Genomic DNA, 21,262 nt, shown 5'->3' with positions numbered 1-21,262 from the left:
CAATTCTCCGCACCTCAGTGACGTGTGGCGGCGTCACGCCCGGTCGCGACGCTCCTGGTGCATCTCGGCGAGCATGCGGTCGTGGAGTTCCGATTCGGACGAGTCGTTCGGGTCCATTCCGAAGAGCCACGTGAGGCCGCGCAATCCTCGGTTGTCGGTGCCGATCAGTGCGATTGAGATCGTCTCGCGCGCGTCCGCCTCGCCGCGTGCCCAAGCGAGGGTCTCGGTGAACGTCGCATCCGACACGTCCATCGTGCGAACGGAGCCGTCGGGAACGGTCGCGAAGTAGACGCGGAAGAGCGAGGAGTGCTCCTCCCACGTGCTGTCGCGCTCGTCGGAATCCACGATATTCATGGCGTCGAGCCTAGAGGGGCGGCATCCGACGGACGTACCCTTGCTGCACGAGACAAGGAGGTCGTCGTGACGATATCGCGCCTGCTCGCCCAGATGACGGTGAGCGATTCCGCGCAGTCCATTCCCTGGTACTCCCTGCTGTTCGGGCGTGGCCCCGACGCGCATCCGATGGACGGACTCGTCGAGTGGCACCTCGCCGACACGTTCGGCGTGCAGGTGTGGGTCGAGCCCGAGAGAGCCGGCACCTCGTGCATGGTGCTCGACGACGATGATCTGGATGCCCGGCTTCGGCTGCTCGACGGCGCCGGCATCGAGAACGGCGGCATCAGACCTGCCTCGTCCTCTCGGATCCTGCCCGTCGTCGACCCCGACGGCAACCGCATCGTGTTCACGGGAAAGTAGCCAGGGAGCTGGGGCCCGTCACTCCAGTCCGCAGCGGGCGTCGACGCACTGGAGCACCGTGCCGGCCCATCTCTCCTCATGATTCTCCGGCTTGACGTAGCCCGCGTCTTGACTGGTCGGGGCCACGTCCTGCTTGACATCGCCGACGAGTCGGTCGCCCACGGCGATGATCGGGTTGCCCTGCGCATCGAGGCTCAGCGAGAGCGCGTCGGACGACCAGAGGTCTTCGCCTTGAGCCAGCTGCGCGATCGAACGCGACTCGAGATCGGTGCAGCCCGCGTCGACGCAGTCGAGCAGGTCGAGGGATGCGCGCCGCTCGTCGACGAAGGCGATCAGAGGGCGGCCGCTCTCGTCGATGGCGAAGGACGGAGTGCGAGAGCCCGCGTCGTAGCCACTCAGATCGCTGGTGCTCGTCGAAGAGCAGGCGGGGTCGGCGCAGGTGATGAGCCGAAGTTCCGAGCTGTCTTCGGGACGGGAGAGGATGACGGGACGCCCGTCGGCGCCGAGTTCGATCTGGGCACCGAACGTGATGTCGTAGCCCATGCTGGACGGATACTCACTCTCGACCGCAGCAGCCAGCGGGGGAGCTTCGACACGAGGCTCGGCGCCATCGGCCCTCGCCGAGATCACCCGCAGAGCGGGGATCGGCACGTCCGAGCGCGAGTCGAAGCGGTCCGCGAGGGTCACGACCGCGGTTCCGTCTTCGGTGACGACGACGTCGATCGATGCTCTGCTCGGAGCCTGGCCGATCCATTCGAGCGTCGTCGTCGTCGTAGTGGTGGACGAGCACGCGTCGTCGTCGCAGAAGATGATCCACACCGTCGCCACGGGCGGCCCGCCGGTGCGCCGCGCCACAGCGGCGATCACCGGATGCTCGCCGTCGTCGGAGACGGCGACCGCGCTGCGGTCGGCCACGGTTCGGGAGTCGAGCTCGTCGTCTTCATCGAACGTCGAATCGAGCCCGGCCACGGTCGTGCGGTCTCCGGGCGGAAGCTGGGAGGGCAGCTCCTCGGCAGTCGTCGCGTCGTCCCACTCGCGCAGCTCATCGGCGCTCGTCGAGATGGCGTCGAGCTCGAACCGGTTGTCGGCGATGTCCTCCTCGTCTCCGACGAACCTCCACTGCGCGGTGAACAGGCCGCCGTCGTCGGTGCCGACGGTGGCGGTCGACAGGGAGGACGACATGGCGAGGACCGGCGAACAGGTCGCGCCCTCGCACAGTTTCAGGGTGTTGAGGTCGTAGCCGGGGTTGCCGCCCAGCACGGCCGTGCGGTCGTCGCCCACGGATACGATGCTCACCGAATCCTTGAATTCGGTCACTGTTCCGGCTGAATACGACACGAATCCCCACGGGTTGACGAGCGCGAGCGGCGCCGCGAGCAGGGCGGGAACCAGCAGCACGGCCAGCCCGACGAGCGCGCCCCCGCGCGTGCCGGCATCCGGCTCTGGAGCTGCCCACGACGGCGTCGCGTGCGGCACGATGGGCTCGGTTCCGATGCGGGCGCGGGACTCCTCGCGAACGATCACCGCGCGCACGGCGATGGCCGTCATGAGCAGAACGAACACGGCGGGAACGATGAGTCCGACCGCGACGGCGACCATCGCGGACAGCAGCGACTGGGGAATGAGATCGGCGAGCAGTTTCAGGCCGACACCGACGCCGATTGTGAGTGCGGCAGCGATGATAAGAGTGACTCTCGGCGTTCGATCCTCTGCTCGTCCCGACACGATGTCGCGCCCGGAGCGCCAGCCGCGTGCAAGCGCCGTTCCCCATGACGTGTCGCCCAGCACGATCTGCGGCCACGCCAGCAGCAGTGGGGCGGTGACGATCAGAGCGATGAGCACGACGACGAGGCCGGCGATCGTCCAGAGCGGGGCGATGATGAGCGCGATGGATGCGGCCACGGCCGCGACGAAGAGGGCGAGCGCGCCGACGAACGCCAGCGCGACGAGGCCGGGGCGGCGGGCGGCACGACGCCAGGCGGCGCGCGCCGGGAGGCTGGAGTCCGTGGCGTTCGCGATGAGCGAGTGCGTGGCCGCGGTGATGCCGAACGCGTGGCCCGCGCACAGGAGGATCGCGGCGATCACGGAGGCCACGAGAACCGCGGTCGACGAGGCCAGCTGGGTGAGGTTGCCATTCACGATCGCCACCGCGTCGCGCGGCGCGATCGTGAGGGCGACCACTGTGGCCAGGATCACGGCGACCGCCACCGGAACCGCGTAGGCCAATGCCGGCGCCGGCGACAGGAAGGCCAGCTCGAACGCGCGGGGCGGTCCGTACATGCGGCGCAGGGCGTCGCGCTGAGGGTCGCGGGAGGGCTGGGGCGTTGCGGCCTGTGGGGCGGATGAGGTCTGTGGGACTGAATCGGGCACCTACAGGACACTAACAGCGGCATGAATACCCACACAGGGGGAGAACTCCCCATACCCCCCATACGATTGAGATGGTGCAGACAGACCCGAACCAGCCCATCGCATCCGCCGAGCCCGGGTTCGTGCGCGTGCGCGGCGCCCGCGAGAACAACCTGCGAGACGTCGACGTCGACGTGCCGCGCGACCGCATCGTGGCCTTCACGGGCGTGTCGGGATCGGGCAAGTCGTCGCTCGCGTTCGGCACGATCTTCGGCGAGGCGCAGCGCCGCTTCCTCGAGTCGGTGGCTCCCTACGCCCGGCGCCTGATCGCCCAGGGCAGCACCCCGCACGTCGACGAGATCACGGGCCTTCCGCCGGCGGTCGCCCTGCAGCAGCGCCGAGGGGCGCCGAGTTCGCGTTCCACGGTGGGAACCCTCACGACGCTCTCGAACCTGCTGCGCATGCTCTACTCGCGCGCCGGCACCTATCCGGCGGATGCGACGGGCCGCCTCGACTCCGATTCGTTCTCGCCCAACACGGCGGCCGGGGCCTGCCCCCGCTGCCACGGACTCAGCATCGCGCACGACGTGACCGAGGCGACGGCCGTGCACGACCCGGCCCTGAGCATCCGCGACGGTGCCATCACGGCCTGGCCCGGCGCCTGGCAGGGCAAGAACCTGCGCGACGTGACGGCCGGGCTCGGCTACGACATCGACCGGCCCTGGCGCGAGCTGCCGCAGAAGGACAGGGACTGGCTGCTCTTCACCGACGAGCAGCCCGTGGTCGAGGTGACCCCGCAGCGCGACCGCGTGGCGAAGCCCTACAAGGGTCGATTCTGGAGCGCCAAGAGCTTCATCATGCACACCCTCGCCGACTCGAAGAGCGAGGCGCAGCGAAACCGCGCCGAGCGCTTCGTCGAGACCGCGCCCTGCACGCTGTGCGGCGGCAGCGGGCTCACCCGGGCCGCGCTCGCTGTCACTTTCGCCGGATACAGCATCGCCGAGTTGAACGACATGCCCTTCGCGGGCCTCGCCGACGTTCTGCGGCCCACCGCCGAGCTGAGGACGGCGGGCGCCGCGCGCTCCGACCGCTCGTCGGGCGAGCTCACCGAGGTCGCCGTCACCATCTCGCGCGATCTGCTCGCGCGCATAGAGGTTCTCGTCGGCCTCGGCCTCGACTACCTGGGCCTCAGCCGCGCCACCCCGACCCTGTCGCCCGGCGAGATGCAGCGGCTGCGCATCGCGACGCAGCTGCGCTCCGGGCTGTTCGGCGTGATCTACGTGCTCGACGAGCCCTCGGCCGGCCTGCACCCCGCCGACGCGGAGCCGCTCATCACCGTGCTCGAGCAGCTCAAGGCGTCGGGCAACTCGGTGTTCGTGGTCGAGCACAACATGGATGTCGTACGCCAGGCCGACTGGGTCGTCGACGTGGGCCCCGGGGCCGGTTCGGGCGGCGGATGCGTGCTGTACAGCGGCGCCGTCGGCGGGCTCGCCGAGGTGGAGGAGTCGGTCACGCGGCCGTTCCTGTTCCCGTCGGGTGAGGAGCCTGCGCGGCGGGCCGCCCGCGAGCCGCGCGACTGGCTGAGCCTGCGCGCGGTCTCGCGCCACAACATCCGGAACCTGGACGTCGACGTGCCCTTGGGTGTGCTGACGGCGGTGACCGGGGTGTCGGGCTCGGGCAAGTCGAGTCTGGTCGGCGGAGTGCTCGCCGAGCGGGCGCTGGCCGATGCCGCCGTAGACCGGGTGGTGCAGGTGGATCAGAAGCCGATCGGGCGCACGCCGCGATCGAACCTGGCCACGTACACGGGGCTCTTCGACGCGGTGCGCGCGACCTTCGCTGCCACCGATGGAGCGCGCGAGCGGGGCTTCGATGCGGGCCGCTTCTCGTTCAACGTCGATGGAGGCCGCTGCCCGACCTGCCTGGGCGAGGGCTTCGTGTCGGTCGAGCTGCTCTTTCTTCCGGGCAGCTACGCGCCCTGCCCTGACTGCGGCGGCACGCGCTACAACGCCGAGACGCTCGAGGTGCGCTACCGTGACGCGTCGGTCGCCGATGTGCTGGCGATGACCGTCGACGACGCGGCAGGGTTCCTCGCCGACGTGCCTGCGGCCGCGCGCAGCCTCGACACCCTCCGCAAGGTCGGGCTCGGATACCTTCGCCTCGGCCAGCCCGCGACCGAGCTCTCGGGCGGTGAGGCGCAGCGCATCAAGCTCGCCACCGAGCTGCAGCGCGCCAGACGCGGCCACACGCTCTACGTTCTCGACGAGCCGACGACGGGGCTGCATCCGGCCGATGTGCGACTGCTCGTCACCCAGCTGAACGGCCTCGTGGATGCCGGCAACACGGTCGTGCTGGTGGAGCACGACATGAGCGTGGTCGCCGACGCCGATTGGGTCATCGACATGGGGCCCGGGGGCGGCGACAAGGGCGGGGGCGTCGTCGCGGCGGGAGCGCCGGAGGTCGTGGCGACGAACGCCGACAGCCGGACTGCGCCCTATCTGGCGGCGGCGCTCGGCTCGGCGACTGCTTCTGCGCCCGCGTCGGACTGAAGGGCATCCGACTCGTCGAACTCGTCAGGGGCGCGCAGCCGGGCCAGCAGATGCTCTATGGCGAAGCCCGCCTGGGAGTCGGGTTCGCACACGACGACGTTCATGAAGAGTCCGTCGGGAACGTCGAGCACTTGGAACGGGAGCTCGACCCAACCGTAGCCCTCGACGAAGTTGGGAGCGAGTCCTGACGAGAACGGTCGGGCCTCGTGGGCCGTCCACATCGCGTGGAAGTCGGGGTCGGGCGTGAGCTCCGCGACCAGCTGCTGCAGGCGGGGATCGTCGGGGTCGGCGTGGAAGCGCAGGGCGGCGACGGTGTCTCTCGCGGTGTCGCGCCAGCGCTCGTTCGACCGGTTCTCGGCAGGGGTGCCGAACATCATCTCGACGTTGTTGTTTCCCGGCACAACGTAGCCGGGCGACAGCGCCGCTGCGAGCGCGTTGACGAACAGCAGGTCCTGGTTGCGATCGAAGATGACCGCCGCCGTGCCCGCCCACTGGTCGAGCATCGAGCGCAGAAGCTCGCTGACCTCGTGATCGGGTCGCGCCGGTCGTGCGTCGAACGGAGACGGCAGGGCGAGTCTGTAGAGGTAGCTCCGTCCGCTCTCGTCGAGGTCGAGCGCGCGAGCCAGGGCGTCGAGCACCTGTTCGGAGATCCTGTGGTTCTGACCCTGCTCGATGCGCACGTAGTACTCGAGGCTGATGCCCGCACGCTCGGCGACCTCCTCGCGCCGGAGCCCCTGCACCCGTCGCTGCGGATCGGGCGGCAGGCCCACGTCTTCGGGCTTGAGGGCGGAGCGCCGAGCACGCAGGTACTCCGCGAGGACCACCTGTCTTGCCGTCATGGGCTCCAGCATACGAGCATTCTGGAGCGGGCATGAAAGAAAGGTCGAGTGCGACCTCATCAAGCTATTCGGTATCCGGGGTCGGTACGTAGCCGCGGCCGAGCAGGAGATCAAGCCCTGGCCTGTCTGTTCCGGGATTTTGGAAACATTGGTGTATGAGAAAGATCTACTATGCGGGCGGAGAAGTTCTCACCGGCGATCAGACCTGCAAGGCAGTGCTGAGGCTTGCGAGGGCTCTGGCCATGAAGAACGAATCAGACGTCATCGAATTTCCGATCATCGAAGAGGGAGGGCAGCGCGCGACCGCGCACCTGCTGATCGGCCCTGCCAGCCAGATCGCCTCGGTTCCTGTTCCGGGCTCCAGCGACGAGCCTAATGATCCTGAAGTGATACTCGAACTCGAGAGGCGCACGGCCGAACTGCAGCCCCGTCGGCCCGTCTGGGACGACGAGATGCGAGATGTTCCCGACCTCGACTGGGATTCCTGAATTTCTGCTTGAGAGCTGTTGGCACTCCCGCATCGAGAGTGCTAATTTAATCCTCACAAGTTGAGTCAACCCGACTCAGGTTCAAGAAAGGGGAATCCTCATGGCAATGTCTTTTGATCCTTTCAGCGAGCTCGACCGGCTCACCGGTGACCTGCTGCACTTCCGCCCAGGACCGAAGTTCATGCCCGTCGATCTGTACAGAGAAGGCGACCAGTACGTGTTGAGCGCCGACCTTCCCGGCGTCGACCCGGGCTCCGTCGATGTCGACGTCGACGGCCAGCTTCTGACCATCCGCGCGCAGCGCACGGCCGCCGCGCACGACGGGGTCAAGTGGCTCACCCGCGAACGACCGAACGGCGATTACCTGCGTCAGTTCAGCCTGGGCGACGGAGTCGACTCCGAGAAGATCTCCGCGAGCTACGACAGCGGGGTCTTGTCGGTGATCATCCCCGTGAGCGAGCGCGCGAAGCCACGCAAGATCGAGGTCAAGGCCGCACAGGCCGCAGACGAGCACAAGACGCTGACCGTCTGATCGACCAGGACAGAGACGAGGAAGGGGCAGGCCCGACGGCCTGCCCCTTCTTCGCGTTCTACGAGCGCTTGGTCACGCGCGCGATCACATAGAGGATCGCGCCGAGTACGAGGAAGCCTGCGCCGAACAGCCAGACGATCGGATCCTGCTGGGTGAGCAGCAGAACGCAGGATGCGACTCCGATCACTGGTACGAAGGTCCAGACCCTGAAGTGGTTGTGCTCCACGCGGTCGCGGCGCAGAACCAGAACGGCGATGTTGGTGCTGATGAAGACGAAGAGCAGCAGGAGCACCACGGCCGACGCGAGGGTCGTGAGGTCGCCGACCAGGGTAAGCAGCAGCGCGAGCACCGTCGTCGCGATGATGGCCACCCATGGCGTCCTGCGATTCGGAAGCACCCGACCGAGAACGGGTGGGAGCAGGCCCTGCTCGGCCATGCCGAAGGTGACCCGGCTGGTCATGATCATGGTGAGCAGGGCGCCGTTCGCGACCGCGATCAGCGCGATGAGGCTGAACACCCATTCGGGCACACCGACGCCGGTCGCCGCCACGACGGCCAGCAACGGGCCGGACGATTTCTCAAGCTCATCCGCCGGCAGGGCGATCGACGAGGCGAGGCCCACAAGGATGTACACCACGCCCGCGGCGAGCAACGCCCCGAACAGTGCGCGCGGGTAGACGCGGGACGGGTTGCGCACTTCCTCCGCCACATTGGCGGAGGTCTCGAAGCCCACGAACGAGTAGTACGCGATGACTGCACCTCCGAGAACCGCGAGGCCAGGAGACGTGTCGTCTCTGAACTCCGCGACGCGGGATATCTCGCCGCCCCCGCCGCCGAGCATCGCAGCGATCGCGACCACGACGATGACGAGCCCTGAGACCTCGATCACCGTCATGACGAGGTTGCTCTTGACCGACTCGCTGATTCCCCGGGCGTTCAGGGCCGCGACGAGAACGAGGAAGATCATGGCCGCGGGAATCGTCGGCACATCGATGAACGTCTTCAAGTACTCGCCGGCGAAGGCGATCGCCAGACCGGCCGCGCTGGTGACGCCCGCCGCGAGCATGCTGAAGCCCACCAGGAAGGAGATGATCTGCGGCTTGAAGGCGCGCTGCGCGAAGATCGCAGCGCCTCCCGCCTTCGGGTACTTCGTGACGAGCTCGGCATACGAGCCGGCGGTGAGCAGCGCGAGCAGCAGAGCCAGGGCGAGGGGCGCCCACAGGGCGCCGCCGACCTCACCCGACAGCACTCCCATCAGGGCGTAGATACCTGCGCCGAGCACGTCGCCGAGGATGAAGAGAAAAAGAAGGGGTCCGGCGATACGACGGGTCAGCTTCGACGAGGTGCCGTCGGTTTGCGGGTGTGTCGTTGTCGGCGTGGATGACATTGCGTCACCATACGGGAACCCCGTGGATCGCTCTGGACGCCCTTGACAGATGTGATCCGTGGCTGCATTCGGGAGCAGAGGCCCCGAATTCGAGAGGCGCCCCTCGGCATCGGCGCCACCCCTGCCGGCGGGTGGCAGTGCCAGGGTCATCCATGATTCGCCCGCCGGGAGTAGCCTGACGACGAGGCCCGGCCACGGGCATCCGGCAGCACTGATGAGGGAGCGAGACCATGTCACGGATCGACGAACGACTCATTGACCTGGGGGTCGAGATTCCGAAGCAGGCCGCCGCCCCGGCCGGCGCCTACGTTCCCGCTACCATCAGCGGTGCCCTCGTCTACACGGCCGGCCAGCTGCCCTTCGTTGACGGAAAACTCCCGCTCACGGGCAAGGTCGGCGGGGTGGTGAGCGCTGACGAGGCGCAGGACCTCGCGCGCACCAGTGCAATCAACGCGCTCGCCGCCATCGCCGCAGCGCTCGGATCGCTCGACCGCGTCACGCGCGTCGTGAAAGTGACGGGATTCGTCGCATCCGACCCGTCGTTCAGCGGCCAGGCCGGTGTTCTGAACGGCGCCTCGAACCTTCTCGGCGACATCTTCGGTGACGCGGGTGTGCATTCGCGCAGCGCCGTCGGAGTCGCCGTGCTGCCGCTCGACTCGCCCGTCGAGGTCGAGCTCATCGTGGAATTCGTCTGACCGGCAATCACCAACTCAAGGAGAGAATCATGGCTGAAGATCTGACCGTCGTACTCGTGCACGGAGCCTTCGCGGAGTCCGCGAGCTGGAGCGGCGTCATCGCCGCGCTGCAGGCGAAGGGCGTCGACACCTTCGCCACCCCGAACCCGCTCCGCAGCGTCACGACGGATGCCGAGAATGTGCGCCGCGCTGTCGAATCGGTCGGGGGCCCTGTTGTTCTCGTGGGCCACTCCTATGGTGGAGCCGTCATCACCGAGGCCGCTGTCGGTACCGACGTGGTCAAGGGTCTCGTCTATGTCTCGGCGTTCGCCCCCGACCACGGAGAGAACTCGCTGCAGCTCACCGGCCAGTTCCCCGGCTCGACACTGGGCGAGACGGTTCGCCCCTATCCCCTCGGTGACGGAACGAACGACCTGATCGTCGATCGGGAGCTCTTCCCGCAGCAGTTCGCCGGAGATGTTCCCCTCGATGTAGCGAAGATCTCTGCCGCGACGCAGCGCGCCATCCGCGACTTCGCCCTGGGCGAGCCACAGCCGGCCGAGACGCCCGCCTGGAAGACGCTGCCCTCCTGGTTCATCTTCGGCTCGGGCGACAAGAACATCCCCGTCGAGGGCATGCGCTTCATGGCCGAACGCGCCGGTTCGCTGAAGACGGTCGAGCTCGAGGGCGCGTCGCACTCGAGCATGGTGTCGCACCCGGATGCCGTGGGCGAGCTGATTCTCGAGGCGATCGCTCACCTCTCCTGAGAATCGCCGCGCCCCCGGAGATCGACGTGGTGAGGCGCTGCCCGTCCGATCGCCCGTGCCGTCCTCGAAGATGGGGGCCCGCGTGCGGCGGATAGGGTGAGCAGCATGCTTCTCGGACGCGCGTACTTCGCGGTTCAGGCGTTCGCCGGGGCGGCCTGGTGGATCGCCGTCTTCACGGTGCCGTTCGTTCGAGAGGCGACCCTCGGCCGGCTCGACCCGATCGTGGTGGCCGCGTTCGACATCCCGCTTTTCGTCGTCGCATCCGCCCTGGCGGCCCTCGGCACCCGCACCGCCGCCCTCGTGGCAGCGGGCTGGACCGTCGTGGTCGCCGCCGCGCTCGCGGTCTACGCCACGATCACGACCGAGGCCGGCTGGGGCGTTCTGATCATGGCTGCCGCCGCTGCCGCATCCATCGTCGCCGTGCTTCTGCAGACGACGGGCCGGGTGCCGACGGAATGGATCGTGCGCGGGCCGTTCGCCTTCCGCGCGGCAGATGATCATGCTCGACGGGGTGCGTATGCGGCGACGACCGGCGGCCAGATCGTCGTGTTCTGGGGTCTGTTCCTGGTCGTGCTTCCGATGATCATCGCGTTCCTCGAGAGGCGCTGGGGCGTCGGATTCGAGTTCGCGGCGTTCGTCCCACCAGCGGGCGTCGTCGTGTTCGTGCTCGCGAGCGCCCTCGGCCTGTCGTCGGCCTTTGTCATGTCGACGCGCGGGCACGGTACCCCGCTGCCGTCGGCCATGCCCAACCGCCTGGTCATCGCGGGCCCGTACCGGTGGGTGCGCAACCCGATGGCCGTGGCCGGCATCCTGCAGGGCGTCGCGGTGGGGCTCATCCTGTCGTCGTGGCTGGTCGTGGCCTACGCCATCGTGGGGTCGCTGCTGTGGAACTACGCGGTGAGGCCGAGCGAAGAGGCCGACCTCGAGGCCCGCTTCGGCGACGACTTCCTGCGTTATGCCCGCAACGTGCGCTGCTGGTGGCCGCGGGTGCCTCGTCGAACACAGGTCGGCGACACGCTCTGACCGGCGTTTCATCAGGCTGCTCCGGGGTTCTGCCCAGAGCGGTGCTGCATGCTGGACGACCCAGACCGTTCGAATGAAAGGCCCGAGATGAGCACCCTCCAGCGATTGATGAAGATGGCGTCGAAGGCACTCGATTCGTCAGGGCAGTCCACCTCGTCGCGGTCGGGTGGCACCGACTGGCGCGACCTCGTGCGCACCGCCGCAGACAAGGTCACGGGCGATGCGCGCCCGACCACCTCGACACACCAGCCGAGCGCGACCGGCGGGGCCACGCATCCGACGCCGTCTCGGGTTCAGGATGCGCCGGTTCACGACGTGCCCGTCTACGGCACGCCCACGGGTGCGCCGGTTCAGGATGCCGCGGCCGGACAGTCTGCCGCGAGCCCGGAGGACCGGGCCGCGATCGCCCGCTACGACTACCTGCTGAAGACCGCGATGCCCGAGCAGCTCGAGCAGGTGCACCGTGATGCGTTCGCGCGGCTCACGCCGGCGCAGCGACAGCAGGTCGAGTCCCGGCTGCGCGATGAGCTTCCCGCCGGCGAGCAGCCGGCGTCGTCGTCGCCCGACGATCTGGCGCGCTCGGCCGTGCGCGGAGAGGCGCACAAGCCCGGGTTCCTGCGCGGGCTCTTCGCGAAGCCCGGAGTCGCCGGGGCCGCCGGTGCGGTGGCGGGAGTCGGGGTCGGCGCCGTCGCGGGCGGGCTTCTTGCGGCTGTCGCCGGGGGTGCGGTGCTCAGCAGCGTCGCAGGCCCCCTGCTCGAGCAGGCCTCGGGCATGGGAGTCGACTTCGAGGCCCTCGGAGGGCTCGAGGGGCTCGAGGGTGGTCTCGGCGACGTGGCGTCCGGCGCGGGCGACTACGCGAGCGGAATCGGCGACCACCTCTCCGAGCTGGGCTCGAACTTCGAGCTCCCCGGACTGGGTGGGCTCGGGGGTCTCTTCGGCCGCGACTAGCCGTTGCGGCACGTGGTCCGTGCCAGTCTGGACTCGTGACTGAACTTCTCGTCGTTCTGGTGGCCGCGTTCGCCGTGATCGCGGCGTCGACCCTGCTGGGCCCGCGGCTCGGCATCGCGTCGCCGCTGATCCTCGTCGCGATCGGCGTCGGGGCCAGCTTTCTTCCCCTCTTCGACACGATCGAGATCGAACCCGAGTGGATCCTGGCGGGCGTGCTTCCGCCCCTGCTCTACTCGTCGGCGGTGTCGATGCCGTCGATGAATTTTCGACGCGAGTTCGGTGCGATCAGCGGCCTGTCCGTCGCCCTCGTGATCGCGAGCTCGCTCGTGCTGGGCGTCTTCTTCATGCTGGTGATTCCCGACCTGGGCTTCGCCTGGGGCGTCGCGCTCGGGGCGATCGTCAGCCCGACCGACGCGGTGGCCACGTCGATCATCAAGCAGACCTCGGTGTCGAAGCGAGTCGTGGCGATGCTCGAGGGCGAGAGCCTGCTCAACGATGCGACTGCGCTTGTGCTGTTGCGCACCGCGATCGTGGCCACCGCCGCGTCGTTCTCGTTCTGGGCTGCGGCCGGCACCTTCGCGTATTCCGTGGTGGTCGCCATCATCATCGGTGTTCTGGTCGGCCGGGGCAACCTGATGGTGCGCAAGCGGGTCACCGATCCCACGGTGAACACCGTTATCTCGTTCGTCGTTCCGTTCGCCGCGGCCGTACCCGCCGAGCTGCTCGGCGCATCCGGTCTGGTGGCGGCCGTGATGGCCGGACTCGTCACGGGCATCCGGGCCCCGCGTTACCTCTCGGCGCAGAACCGGTTGTCCGACTCTCAGAACTGGCGCACGGTCGAGCTCGTGCTCGAGGGCGCCGTCTTCTTGACGATGGGTGTTCAAGTCTCGTCGATCATTGCCAACGTCGAGCGCGATCACGCCGGAGTCGGGCCCGCGGTTCTCATCGCTGCCGGCGCCCTGGTGCTGACGATTATCGTGCGCGCGGCCTACGTGGCTCCGCTGCTGTGGTGGCTCTCGACCCTGCGCAACCGCAACGCGAAGATGCAGGACAGGCTGCTCGAGATGCGCGAGAAGATGAGCACACCCGAGGGGGCCGAGCAGATGTTCGGCGAGGCGAACGGGCGCCGCCGCCGGGCATCCGACAACCAGATCGAGCGGCTGGGTCGTCGCATCGTGCAGTCGTTGGCCGACATCACGTACTTCCGCAACGCGCCGCTCGGGTGGCGGGATGGCACGGCCGTCGTGTGGGCTGGCATGCGTGGGGCCGTCACGGTGGCTGCGGCGCAGACTCTGCCCGACGACACCCCGCAGCGGTCGGTGCTCGTGCTCATCGCGTTCGCGGTGGCTGTGATGTCGCTGCTCGTGCAGGGCGGCACGATCGGACCGCTGCTGCGCGCGATCTCGCCGGTGGTCGACCAGGCGGCGGTCGATGAGAAGACGAACGCCGAGCGGGCGCGGCTGATGCAGCTGATGAGAACGAGCGCGGATGCCGTGCCGCCTGCGCCGCCCGTGGAGCAGACGATGCAGGGTTTCATCTCTGCGAAGGAGCACGAGCTGAGTGTGATCGCGGCGCAGAGGGCGGCACTGCTCGAGGCCCGCGACCACGGCACCTTCGACGCCGACGTTCTGGCGTATGCGTTGCAGATCCTCGACGCGTCTCAGATCGCGCTCGAGCTGCGCGGAGGCCCGAAGGGCTGAGGCCGGCCGAGCCGTTCAACAGGATGGATGGGCGACACCCCGTCTGCAGCAGCGCGAAACGCCGTGGTCGCCTCATTCCATCCTGTTGAACGAATTCGGAGACTAGCCGAGCTGCTTCAGCGCCTCGACGGTTCCGCCCCAGTTGTGGCTCGAGATGGCGTCGGCGAAGGTCGAGTCTCCTCGGCCCGTGCCCAGGTTCTCGCCGGATGCGTCGTCGACGACGTCGACACGGTGTCCCTTCTCCGGGCCGTCGCCGCTTCCCTCTTCGACGAACTCGATGCGCAGCACGCGTCCGTCGAGGCGTCCGGTGACCACGGCGCCGCTCTCGGTGTCCTTCGAGCTGTCGGTCATGAACGGCCCCGCTCCGAGGGTGGCGAGTGACTCGTTGACCTGGTTGATGAGTGAAGAGGTGTTCATCGTGCTCCTAATCGTTGACGAGGCATCAGGCTAACGACGTCGGAGCGTTCGCATCCAGCCCTTGACGAGCGGAGATCGCACCTCGAATCAGCCGGCGTCGCGCTTCTCGTAGGCGTCGTCGAGCCCCTTCATGGTCTCCATGTCGAGGGGCATCGAGGTGTGCTCGTGCGTGATCTTCCACTCGCCGTCGCGCTTCTCGAGCGTGACTGTGATGCGGTTCATCATCGAGTCGACCTGCTCGCCATCGGCCGTGACTTCGGCGTAGCGCACGGCGGCGTGGGCGAAGGCGACGTCGTCGCGCACGGTGGCGACGACCTCGGTGAAGCGCGCCTCGCACAGCTTGTCGCCGAGGCTCTCGAACCACATCGTCACCATCGGACGCCACGCGTCGACGCCGGCGAACTCCCACATGCCCCACGCGTCGAAGACGAGGGTGTCGTGGGCGTAGAGCTCGAGAAAGCTCTCGACGTCTTTGGAGAGCACCCGTGAGGTGTAGTTCTCGAACAGCGTCGTGATGGGATTGGATTCCAGGGGCATGTGATCATCCTGCCGTTCTGTAGCGGATCATGGTGAGCGGGCCGAACACGGCGACCAGCCCCGCGCACCACAGGAGCGTGATGCTCAACTCGCCCGACGCATCCATGCCGCCCATGAACTCGCGCACGGCGGTGACCAGGTGCGACACCGGATTCACTTCGACGAACGCCTGCAGCCAGGACGGAAGCGTCGACGGCTCGATGAAGATGTTGCTCGCGAAGGTGAGGGGCGTGATCACGAGCATGCTCACGCCCATCACGGCGCCGGGGGTGCGGAGGACGAGGGCGAAGAAGGTCCAGAGCCAGCTGAAGCTGAACGCGAAGACCAGGATCAGCAGCACCGCCATCAGCACCCCGGCGACTCCTCCTTCGGGTCGGTAGCCCAACGCGAGTCCGAGTGAGATCGTGACGGCCGCCGAGATCGTGTAGCGCACGGCGTCGCCGAGCAGCATTCCGACGAGAGCGGAGGGGCGCCAGATGGGCAGCGAGCGGAAGCGGTCGAAGACGCCCCTGTCGATGTCGGTGCGGAGGGTCGACCCCGTGTACATCGTGATCATGATGACGCCCTGCACGAGCAGGCCGGGCAGCACATACTGCAGGTACCCGCCCACGCTTCCGGCGATCGCGCCGCCGAACAGGAATGTGAACAGCAGCGTGAACATCACGGGGAACACGGTGACGTCGAACAGCTGCTCGGGCACGTGTTTGATCTTGAGCAGCGCCCGCCAGCCGAAGGTGAGCGACGTCGAGAGCGGCCCGGGCGGATTCGGTCGTTCGATGTCGGCCAGGGCGGCGCGCATCGCCGCCGCGAGCGATTCCGCGCTCGCGGGTGCGACATCTGTTCGTTCGTCGAGCTTGTCGAGACGCGTCATGCTGCGGCCTCCTCGTCTGTCTGCGATTCGGATGTGTGCCCGGTCAGCGCGAGGAAGACCTCGTCGAGCGATGGCTGGCCGAGCGAGAACTGGGCCAGCTCGATGTTCTCGTCGGCCAGCGCCGTGAGCGCTGCCGTGACGATGGCCGGATCGGCGACGGTCGCGCTGACGGCGGCCGGATCGACCTCGTCTCGGATCTCGACACGCAAGACCCGCGCGAGAACAGCGGATGCCCGTGGCCGGTCCGCCGGGTGCATCACCCGCACGTGCAACGCACCGTTGCCGACCCTGGCCTTGAGCTCGCTCGAGGTGCCCTCGGCGATGACTCGACCGGTGTCGATCACGCTGATGCGGTCGGCGAGCTGGTCGGCCTCGTCGAGGTACTGCGTGGTGAGCAGCACCGTGGTGCCCGACGACACCATGGCCCGGATGATGTCCCATACCTCGTTGCGGCTGCGCGGATCGAGGCCGGTCGTCGGCTCGTCGAGGAACAGCAGCTCGGGGGTCACAACAATGCTCGCGGCGATGTCGATGCGGCGACGCATGCCGCCGGAGTATTTCTTGACCTGCTTGTCCCGCGCATCCGACAGCCCGAACGCGCTGAGCAGTTCGTCTGCCCGGCGTGTGGCGCGGGCGCCGGTGTAGCCGAAGAGGCGGCCGATGAGGCGCAGATTCTCGGCTCCCGTGAGGTCTTCGTCGACCGATGCGAACTGCCCGGTCAGGCTGACTCGACGACGCACCTCGTTCGCCTCGGTCACGATGTCGCGACCCAGAACGCGGGCCGTGCCCGAATCCGGCTTGGTGAGGGTGGCCAGCATGCGGATCGTCGTGGTCTTGCCTGCACCGTTGGGACCGAGAAAGCCATGCACGCCACCGCGGGGTATCGCCAGGTCGATGCCGTCGACGGCGACGGTCTTCTTGAATTTTTTCACGAGCGCATGCGTCTCGATCGCGAGTTCGGCCATGCGGCTCTCCTGGGGGTCGGCGTCGACGTTATTCCTAGTAGGAATATTGTAAACAGGAATCGACAGTTAATGCACGCAATGCGATGCGAGCGGCATGATGTCATCGTGACGTCCATCCCGCATTTCGCACACAGCCTCCGCCGCATGACCGGTCGGGACCCGCAGCAGGCCCACCGCGCGGCGACTCCGCTCGAGCTGCTCTTCGACCTGACGTTCGTCGTGGCCTTCGGTGTGGCCAGCTCGCAGACGGCCCATCTGCTGTCCGAGGGGCACGTCGGACCCGCGCTGCTCGGATTCGGCTTCGCTCTGTTCGCGATCTCGTGGGCGTGGATCAACTTCTCGTGGTTCGCGTCGGCCTACGACACCGACGACTGGTTGTTCCGGGTGCTGACGATGGTTCAGATGATCGGCGTCATCGTGCTCGCGCTGGGCCTTCCCGTGCTGTTCGAGTCGTTGGATCACGGGGACCGCCTCGACAACACCATCGTCGTGCTGGGCTACGTGATCATGCGCGTGGCGCTCGTGCTGCAGTGGCTCCGCGCCGCCGCCCAGGATCCGGCCCGCAAGGTCGTCGCGCTCAGCTATGCCAAGAACATCGCCCTCATTCAGATCGGATGGGTGGTCGTCGCCATCCTGCCGATTCCGATCGGAGTGGCGATTCCGATCTCACTGGTGCTGTTCGCGGCCGAGATGGCGGCACCCGTCTTCGCCGAGGGCAAGGGTGTGCGGTCGGGGGTGGGTTCCACGCCGTGGCACGCGCACCACATCGCGGAGCGCTACGGACTGCTGGCGATCATCACGCTCGGCGAAGTGGTGCTCGGCACGGTGACCGCGGCGACCGCCGTGATAGACGAGTCGGGGTGGAACGGCGAGACCGCCATCCTCGTGATCACGGGGGTCGGCCTGGCGTTCGGTCTCTGGTGGAGCTACTTCATCCTCGATGCCGGCGCTGTTCTGCAGAAGTTCAGGTCACGCGCGTTCGTCTGGGGTTATGGCCACGTGCTGATCTTCGCGTCGATCACGGCAACGGGCACCGGGCTGCACCTCGTGGAGTACCTGATCGAGCACCATACGGAGATCGGCATCGTCGGCACCGTGCTCTCCGTCGCCATTCCGGTGTTCGTGTTCATGATCACGTCGTTCGCCCTGTATGCCTGGCTGATGCGTTCTCTCGACCCGCTCCACATCGTCCTGGTCGCCATCAGCGCGGCGTTTCTGGCCGGAGGTGTCATCGCGGCGGCAGCGGGTGCATCGATCGGCGTCTGCCTCATGCTCGTCACGCTCAGCCCCTATGTCGTGGTCGTCGGCTACGAGACGATCGGCCACCGGCACCAGGCGGCGCAGCTCGCCCGGGTGCTCGCCGCCGCAGAATAGCCCAACTTGTTCCTAGCAGGAATGTCCGTGTCGGGAACCTAAGGTTGCATTCATGGTGAATCGCGCTCTGTCGCCCACGGCGTACGCGCTGCTGGGCCTGCTCGTCTTCGATCGCGAGAACCCCGAGGGGATGACGGGCTACGAGCTCAAGCAGCGCGCCGACTTCACCCTGCGTTACTACTGGGTGAGTCCGGCGATGAGCCAGATCTACACCGAGCTGCGCAAGCTCTCCGAGGCCGAGTTCGTCGAGACGGCGCCCTCCGACGGGCCGACCCGCTATCGCGTGACCGAGCTCGGCGAGGAACAGCTGCAGACCTGGCTCTTCCACGGCGAGGTCGGATTCCCCATTCTCAAGCACCCCGTGGCGCTGCGCCTGCTCATGGGTCGGCTGTCGACGCCCGATCAGCTGGGCTCCATGCTCGAGACGCACCTGGATGACCTGGCCGCCCGCCGGGCCGACCTGCAGGGTGTGCGAGACATGCTCGGCGACGAGCATCGCGTTCGCTACGCCGCGATGGTGGCCGACTGGGGCCTGGCCTACTACGACAGCGAGGCGCAGATCGTGGCCGGACTGCGTGAACGGCTCGACGGCATGGACTGAGCGCTACTCCGCCAGCGCGGCCAGCTCGGCCATCACGCGCGGGTGCGCGAGCACGCGAAAGTGCCCGCCCGTGTCGAGCCGCACGTTCTTGGCTCCGACCAGTTCGCTGCCCGCGGGAACGTGCGGATCGAACTCCCCGTACACCGACACGATGCGCGAGTTCACCGACTCGTCGTGCGCCAGAGCGAGGATCGTGGCGTTCTTCGGCGCGAAGATACGCAGGCTGGGAAGCACCATGAATCGGGCATAGAACGATCCGCCGAAGGGGGCGGCGACCGCGAGCATCGACTGCACCCGCGACGCCTCGCGGCCGACGGACATGACGTACTTGCCGATCAAGCCGCCCTTGCTGTGCGACACGAGCACCACGCCCTCAAGATCGTGCTCGGCGAGGAACGCCGAGACCAGGTCGGCAGCCTCGACGACGGGTCGGTTGTTCCAGTTGAGCGCGTCGACCACGAACACCGGATGCCCGCGGTCGTGCATCGCGCGGATCAGCGGCAGCATGAATCGCCAGGTCTCATACACACCGGGAATGACCACGATCGGCTTCGCCTCTCCCGACCGGAACGAGGCGGGGTCGGTTCTGCCGAGGATCGCCCGCGCCTGCCAATACAGCGCATACGCGTAGTCCATCGCCCACCATCCGGCGATGCGCAGTCGTCTCACGATGCCGACGTGATCGCGGAGCAGGAGTGCATGACCCCACGCTAGGTCGTCGCGCCCCACACGACCACGCGTTGACGGGCCGCGGCCCGGCGACTAGGACGGCCCGATGTCAGACGGAGTCTGCTTCACGCGGAGGCTACGCGCCGGCGACTCCGGCTTCGTGGATGGCCGCGCCGTAGCAGCCGCCCGACGTCCAGTCGTACTGGGGGAGCAGGTTGTCGGGAGAGCCGTAGAGGGAGTCCTGCTCGCTCTGGTCGAAGCCTTCGGGCATCGGATTGAACCCGGTCGAGACGAATCCGAGCACCGAGCCCGTTTCCGGCGCCAGCGCGAACTGGTAGCTGTACCCGTGCGTGGTCATGCAGATCTTGATCGCCGTCTGAACGCGGATGTAGGTGTCTCGATCGTGCTCGTCGGTATAGCCGGGCAACCCCGCTATCAACTCCGCCGGAAGGTTCGAGACCACCGGCTCGGTGGGTGCGTCCTCCGAGAGCGCGGAGTCGATCGTGGTCTGGGGAGCGGGAGTCGTGGCCGACTCGAGGAGGGCATGCGAATCGACGACTCCGACTCCGATGAAGACGGCGGTCGCGACGATGCCGACCCCCGCGACGGCTGCGATGATGGCGGCGATCCGGCGCTTCATCGTGCATCTCCCTCTTCTGACGCGGAGGCGAGAGGCGGCCGTACCGCCCTGCTGCTCGGCCACCACCAGAGCGCCGCTGCGGCGAAGAACAGGCCCAACGCGCCGACGAGGGCGTACTTCGGAAGAGGCCAGAGCTCGGAGAAGTACATGAACGAGTTGACCGCCGCGCTGCCGTAGAGCAGGCCGTGGAATCCGAACTGCACGACGGCCGCCTGCGCGATCATCAGGGCCAGTGCGCCGGCGAACCGGGCGCGTTTCCACACGAGGAGGATCAGGCCGACGGTCGACAGCAGAAGCGACAGGACGAGCGCCCCGCTGAGCGCGGTGACCACGGTGTCGCCCGTGACCGCGAGGTAGGACAGAACGCGGGTCAGTGTGAACGCGCCGAAGACGACGACCCCCAACCCGACGGTGAACGTGATCGCGAGAGCGGCGTTGTCGCTGCGTCTGAGGCGGAATTCCAGGGGGTCGTGCACGCGGGCCTCTCGCAGTTGCGCACGCCGCCAGCGGAGGTCGTCGACCATGCCGCGCAGGCGGCGTCGGCGGATGCTGCGGGCCACCTCGTCGGGTCGCAGGCCGGCCGATTCCGCCCAGACGACGTGTTCGTACAGGTCGGAGGTCAGCTCGTCGAGTCGATCATTCGTGGCCTGTCGATCGATACCCCGGGTGTACCAGGCGGCCCAGCGCAGAACATGCGCGGTCATTCGCCGGTAGTCGGCCGTGCGTGCGACGCTCATGCCAGACCTCCCGCGTCGACGCCCAGCAGCGGCACGCCGGGAATGACGCCTCCGGCACGAGCGCGCCGACGCTCGGCCACCGCATCCGCGCCGAGTGCCTGGGCCTCTGTGCGATAGGCCTTCTCGCCCTCGCCCGTCACCGTGTAGAGGCGGCGGCGAGGCCGGTTCTCGGCATCGGCGGCTGCCGAGTCCTCCCACGTCGACTCGAGGAGCCCGGAGTCCTTCATTCGGCCGAGCGCCTTGTAGAGCGTGCCGTGGGCCGTCAGCTCGGTGCCGGAGTGATCGGACAGTGCGCGAGCGAGAGCGAAGCCGTAGAAGCTGCCGTCGCTGGCCTGCAGCGCGAGGCCGCATTCGAGCACATCGAACTCGATGGGAAAGAGTCGTCCTGGTTTACGTTTGGCCATACGTCCACCATAGGAAGCTATCTTCCTTTAAGCAAGAA

Annotated in this window: 23 protein-coding genes; 11 read left to right on the top strand and 12 right to left on the bottom strand. The window is 67.7% G+C overall.

All coding sequences use genetic code 11. The annotated features are described in order from the left end of the window. Nucleotides 1-33 precede the first annotated feature (33 nt). Entirely contained in the window at nt 34-354 is a 321-nt protein-coding gene (locus tag ASF06_RS09915) for a hypothetical protein (protein ID WP_055946132.1), read from the bottom strand. Between the two features lie 66 nt (nt 355-420). Between ASF06_RS09915 and ASF06_RS09910 the strand changes: the two genes are divergently transcribed. Next, a complete protein-coding gene (locus tag ASF06_RS09910; protein ID WP_157411999.1) occupies nt 421-756 on the top strand; it encodes a VOC family protein in 336 nt (111 codons plus the stop codon). 18 nt (nt 757-774) lie between these two features. Here the strand turns inward: ASF06_RS09910 and ASF06_RS09905 are convergent, their stop codons facing one another. Beyond that, the gene (locus ASF06_RS09905; protein ID WP_157439137.1) at nt 775-3,126 is read right to left on the bottom strand and encodes a hypothetical protein; all 2,352 of its coding nucleotides are present in this window, start codon (nt 3,124-3,126) and stop codon (nt 775-777) included. A 71-nt stretch (nt 3,127-3,197) separates the two neighbouring features. Between ASF06_RS09905 and ASF06_RS09900 the strand changes: the two genes are divergently transcribed. Further along, nucleotides 3,198-5,651, top strand: a complete 2,454-nt coding sequence (locus tag ASF06_RS09900) for an ATP-binding cassette domain-containing protein (protein WP_055946127.1) — start codon at nt 3,198-3,200, stop codon at nt 5,649-5,651. On the opposite strand, the gene ASF06_RS09895 is transcribed toward ASF06_RS09900, so the two are convergent. Next, entirely contained in the window at nt 5,597-6,490 is an 894-nt protein-coding gene (locus ASF06_RS09895) for a helix-turn-helix domain-containing protein (RefSeq protein WP_162237697.1), read from the bottom strand. The two genes, ASF06_RS09900 and ASF06_RS09895, sit on opposite strands and share 55 nt — an antisense overlap. A gap of 242 nt (nt 6,491-6,732) precedes the next feature. Here ASF06_RS09895 and ASF06_RS09890 point away from each other — a divergent pair, with 242 nt between their 5' ends. Both ASF06_RS09890 and ASF06_RS09885 read left to right on the top strand, forming a co-directional pair. Next, nucleotides 6,733-6,978 carry a hypothetical protein gene (locus ASF06_RS09890; protein WP_157439136.1) on the top strand — a complete coding sequence of 82 codons (246 nt, stop codon included), beginning with the start codon at nt 6,733-6,735 and terminating at the stop codon, nt 6,976-6,978. Between the two features lie 100 nt (nt 6,979-7,078). Then, nucleotides 7,079-7,510 (top strand): Hsp20/alpha crystallin family protein, encoded by a 432-nt coding sequence (locus ASF06_RS09885; protein WP_055946118.1) that lies wholly within the window; start codon nt 7,079-7,081, stop codon nt 7,508-7,510. A 58-nt stretch (nt 7,511-7,568) separates the two neighbouring features. Here the strand turns inward: ASF06_RS09885 and ASF06_RS09880 are convergent, their stop codons facing one another. Next, the gene (locus ASF06_RS09880; protein WP_055946115.1) at nt 7,569-8,897 is read right to left on the bottom strand and encodes an APC family permease; all 1,329 of its coding nucleotides are present in this window, start codon (nt 8,895-8,897) and stop codon (nt 7,569-7,571) included. A gap of 230 nt (nt 8,898-9,127) precedes the next feature. On the opposite strand from ASF06_RS09880, the gene ASF06_RS09875 reads away from it, so the two are divergent. From ASF06_RS09875 to ASF06_RS09855, 5 genes are all read left to right on the top strand, one after another. After that, nucleotides 9,128-9,592 carry a RidA family protein gene (locus ASF06_RS09875; protein ID WP_055946111.1) on the top strand — a complete coding sequence of 155 codons (465 nt, stop codon included), beginning with the start codon at nt 9,128-9,130 and terminating at the stop codon, nt 9,590-9,592. 29 nt (nt 9,593-9,621) lie between these two features. Beyond that, complete coding sequence (locus ASF06_RS09870; protein WP_055946108.1) at nt 9,622-10,338, top strand: alpha/beta fold hydrolase; 717 nt, start codon at nt 9,622-9,624, stop codon at nt 10,336-10,338. A gap of 105 nt (nt 10,339-10,443) precedes the next feature. Further along, on the top strand, nt 10,444-11,361 hold the full coding sequence (locus ASF06_RS09865; protein WP_055946464.1) for a methyltransferase family protein: 918 nt from the start codon (nt 10,444-10,446) through the stop codon (nt 11,359-11,361). Between the two features lie 87 nt (nt 11,362-11,448). After that, entirely contained in the window at nt 11,449-12,309 is an 861-nt protein-coding gene (locus ASF06_RS09860) for a hypothetical protein (RefSeq protein WP_082500825.1), read from the top strand. A 35-nt stretch (nt 12,310-12,344) separates the two neighbouring features. Next, the gene (locus ASF06_RS09855; protein WP_055946102.1) at nt 12,345-14,009 is read left to right on the top strand and encodes a cation:proton antiporter; all 1,665 of its coding nucleotides are present in this window, start codon (nt 12,345-12,347) and stop codon (nt 14,007-14,009) included. A gap of 102 nt (nt 14,010-14,111) precedes the next feature. Here ASF06_RS09855 and ASF06_RS09850 read toward each other — a convergent pair whose 3' ends face one another. The 4 genes from ASF06_RS09850 to ASF06_RS09835 form a co-directional block, all read right to left on the bottom strand. Next, complete coding sequence (locus ASF06_RS09850; RefSeq protein WP_055946099.1) at nt 14,112-14,426, bottom strand: hypothetical protein; 315 nt, start codon at nt 14,424-14,426, stop codon at nt 14,112-14,114. A gap of 87 nt (nt 14,427-14,513) precedes the next feature. Continuing rightward, the gene (locus tag ASF06_RS09845) at nt 14,514-14,963 is read right to left on the bottom strand and encodes a YybH family protein (RefSeq protein WP_055946096.1); all 450 of its coding nucleotides are present in this window, start codon (nt 14,961-14,963) and stop codon (nt 14,514-14,516) included. Between the two features lie 4 nt (nt 14,964-14,967). Then, the gene (locus tag ASF06_RS09840) at nt 14,968-15,834 is read right to left on the bottom strand and encodes an ABC transporter permease (RefSeq protein WP_055946093.1); all 867 of its coding nucleotides are present in this window, start codon (nt 15,832-15,834) and stop codon (nt 14,968-14,970) included. Beyond that, entirely contained in the window at nt 15,831-16,799 is a 969-nt protein-coding gene (locus tag ASF06_RS09835) for an ATP-binding cassette domain-containing protein (RefSeq protein ID WP_055946090.1), read from the bottom strand. Before ASF06_RS09835 ends, ASF06_RS09840 begins: the two co-directional genes overlap by 4 nt. A gap of 144 nt (nt 16,800-16,943) precedes the next feature. Between ASF06_RS09835 and ASF06_RS09830 the strand changes: the two genes are divergently transcribed. Beyond that, nucleotides 16,944-18,173 carry a low temperature requirement protein A gene (locus tag ASF06_RS09830; RefSeq protein WP_055946461.1) on the top strand — a complete coding sequence of 410 codons (1,230 nt, stop codon included), beginning with the start codon at nt 16,944-16,946 and terminating at the stop codon, nt 18,171-18,173. Nucleotides 18,174-18,225: 52 nt separating this feature from the next. Further along, nucleotides 18,226-18,774 (top strand): PadR family transcriptional regulator, encoded by a 549-nt coding sequence (locus ASF06_RS09825; protein WP_055946088.1) that lies wholly within the window; start codon nt 18,226-18,228, stop codon nt 18,772-18,774. A gap of 3 nt (nt 18,775-18,777) precedes the next feature. Here ASF06_RS09825 and ASF06_RS09820 read toward each other — a convergent pair whose 3' ends face one another. From ASF06_RS09820 to ASF06_RS09805, 4 genes are all read right to left on the bottom strand, one after another. After that, nucleotides 18,778-19,410 (bottom strand): esterase/lipase family protein, encoded by a 633-nt coding sequence (locus tag ASF06_RS09820; protein ID WP_055946459.1) that lies wholly within the window; start codon nt 19,408-19,410, stop codon nt 18,778-18,780. Nucleotides 19,411-19,579: 169 nt separating this feature from the next. Then, the gene (locus ASF06_RS09815) at nt 19,580-20,083 is read right to left on the bottom strand and encodes a hypothetical protein (RefSeq protein ID WP_055946084.1); all 504 of its coding nucleotides are present in this window, start codon (nt 20,081-20,083) and stop codon (nt 19,580-19,582) included. Further along, nucleotides 20,080-20,820, bottom strand: coding sequence for a hypothetical protein (locus ASF06_RS09810; RefSeq protein ID WP_055946081.1), 741 nt, complete (start codon nt 20,818-20,820; stop codon nt 20,080-20,082). Before ASF06_RS09810 ends, ASF06_RS09815 begins: the two co-directional genes overlap by 4 nt. Further along, complete coding sequence (locus ASF06_RS09805) at nt 20,817-21,224, bottom strand: PadR family transcriptional regulator (RefSeq protein WP_055946077.1); 408 nt, start codon at nt 21,222-21,224, stop codon at nt 20,817-20,819. The genes ASF06_RS09810 and ASF06_RS09805 overlap by 4 nt, the downstream gene beginning before the upstream one ends. Between the last annotated feature and the right edge of the window lie 38 nt (nt 21,225-21,262).

The sequence above is a fragment of the Agreia sp. Leaf244 genome, assembly GCF_001422695.1.
GTDB lineage: Bacteria > Actinomycetota > Actinomycetes > Actinomycetales > Microbacteriaceae > Agreia.
This window is presented reverse-complemented; position numbering and strand designations above follow the sequence as displayed.

Bases quoted from the DNA above. Each gene is read 5' to 3' on its own strand.
- ASF06_RS09895 (WP_162237697.1), bottom strand. From the start codon at position 6,490: ATGACGGCAAGACAGGTGGTCCTCGCGGAGTACCTGCGTGCTCGGCGC.
- ASF06_RS09865 (WP_055946464.1), top strand. From the start codon at position 10,444: ATGCTTCTCGGACGCGCGTACTTCGCGGTTCAGGCGTTCGCCGGGGCG.
- ASF06_RS09835 (WP_055946090.1), bottom strand. From the start codon at position 16,799: ATGGCCGAACTCGCGATCGAGACGCATGCGCTCGTGAAAAAATTCAAG.
- ASF06_RS09815 (WP_055946084.1), bottom strand. From the start codon at position 20,083: ATGAAGCGCCGGATCGCCGCCATCATCGCAGCCGTCGCGGGGGTCGGC.
- ASF06_RS09900 (WP_055946127.1), top strand. From the start codon at position 3,198: ATGGTGCAGACAGACCCGAACCAGCCCATCGCATCCGCCGAGCCCGGG.
- ASF06_RS09850 (WP_055946099.1), bottom strand. From the start codon at position 14,426: ATGAACACCTCTTCACTCATCAACCAGGTCAACGAGTCACTCGCCACC.
- ASF06_RS09845 (WP_055946096.1), bottom strand. From the start codon at position 14,963: ATGCCCCTGGAATCCAATCCCATCACGACGCTGTTCGAGAACTACACC.
- ASF06_RS09820 (WP_055946459.1), bottom strand. From the start codon at position 19,410: ATGGACTACGCGTATGCGCTGTATTGGCAGGCGCGGGCGATCCTCGGC.
- ASF06_RS09805 (WP_055946077.1), bottom strand. From the start codon at position 21,224: ATGGCCAAACGTAAACCAGGACGACTCTTTCCCATCGAGTTCGATGTG.
- ASF06_RS09870 (WP_055946108.1), top strand. From the start codon at position 9,622: ATGGCTGAAGATCTGACCGTCGTACTCGTGCACGGAGCCTTCGCGGAG.
- ASF06_RS09915 (WP_055946132.1), bottom strand. From the start codon at position 354: ATGAATATCGTGGATTCCGACGAGCGCGACAGCACGTGGGAGGAGCAC.
- ASF06_RS09875 (WP_055946111.1), top strand. From the start codon at position 9,128: ATGTCACGGATCGACGAACGACTCATTGACCTGGGGGTCGAGATTCCG.
- ASF06_RS09885 (WP_055946118.1), top strand. From the start codon at position 7,079: ATGGCAATGTCTTTTGATCCTTTCAGCGAGCTCGACCGGCTCACCGGT.
- ASF06_RS09860 (WP_082500825.1), top strand. From the start codon at position 11,449: ATGAGCACCCTCCAGCGATTGATGAAGATGGCGTCGAAGGCACTCGAT.
- ASF06_RS09840 (WP_055946093.1), bottom strand. From the start codon at position 15,834: ATGACGCGTCTCGACAAGCTCGACGAACGAACAGATGTCGCACCCGCG.
- ASF06_RS09880 (WP_055946115.1), bottom strand. From the start codon at position 8,897: ATGTCATCCACGCCGACAACGACACACCCGCAAACCGACGGCACCTCG.
- ASF06_RS09810 (WP_055946081.1), bottom strand. From the start codon at position 20,820: ATGAGCGTCGCACGCACGGCCGACTACCGGCGAATGACCGCGCATGTT.
- ASF06_RS09890 (WP_157439136.1), top strand. From the start codon at position 6,733: ATGAAGAACGAATCAGACGTCATCGAATTTCCGATCATCGAAGAGGGA.
- ASF06_RS09830 (WP_055946461.1), top strand. From the start codon at position 16,944: ATGACCGGTCGGGACCCGCAGCAGGCCCACCGCGCGGCGACTCCGCTC.
- ASF06_RS09825 (WP_055946088.1), top strand. From the start codon at position 18,226: ATGGTGAATCGCGCTCTGTCGCCCACGGCGTACGCGCTGCTGGGCCTG.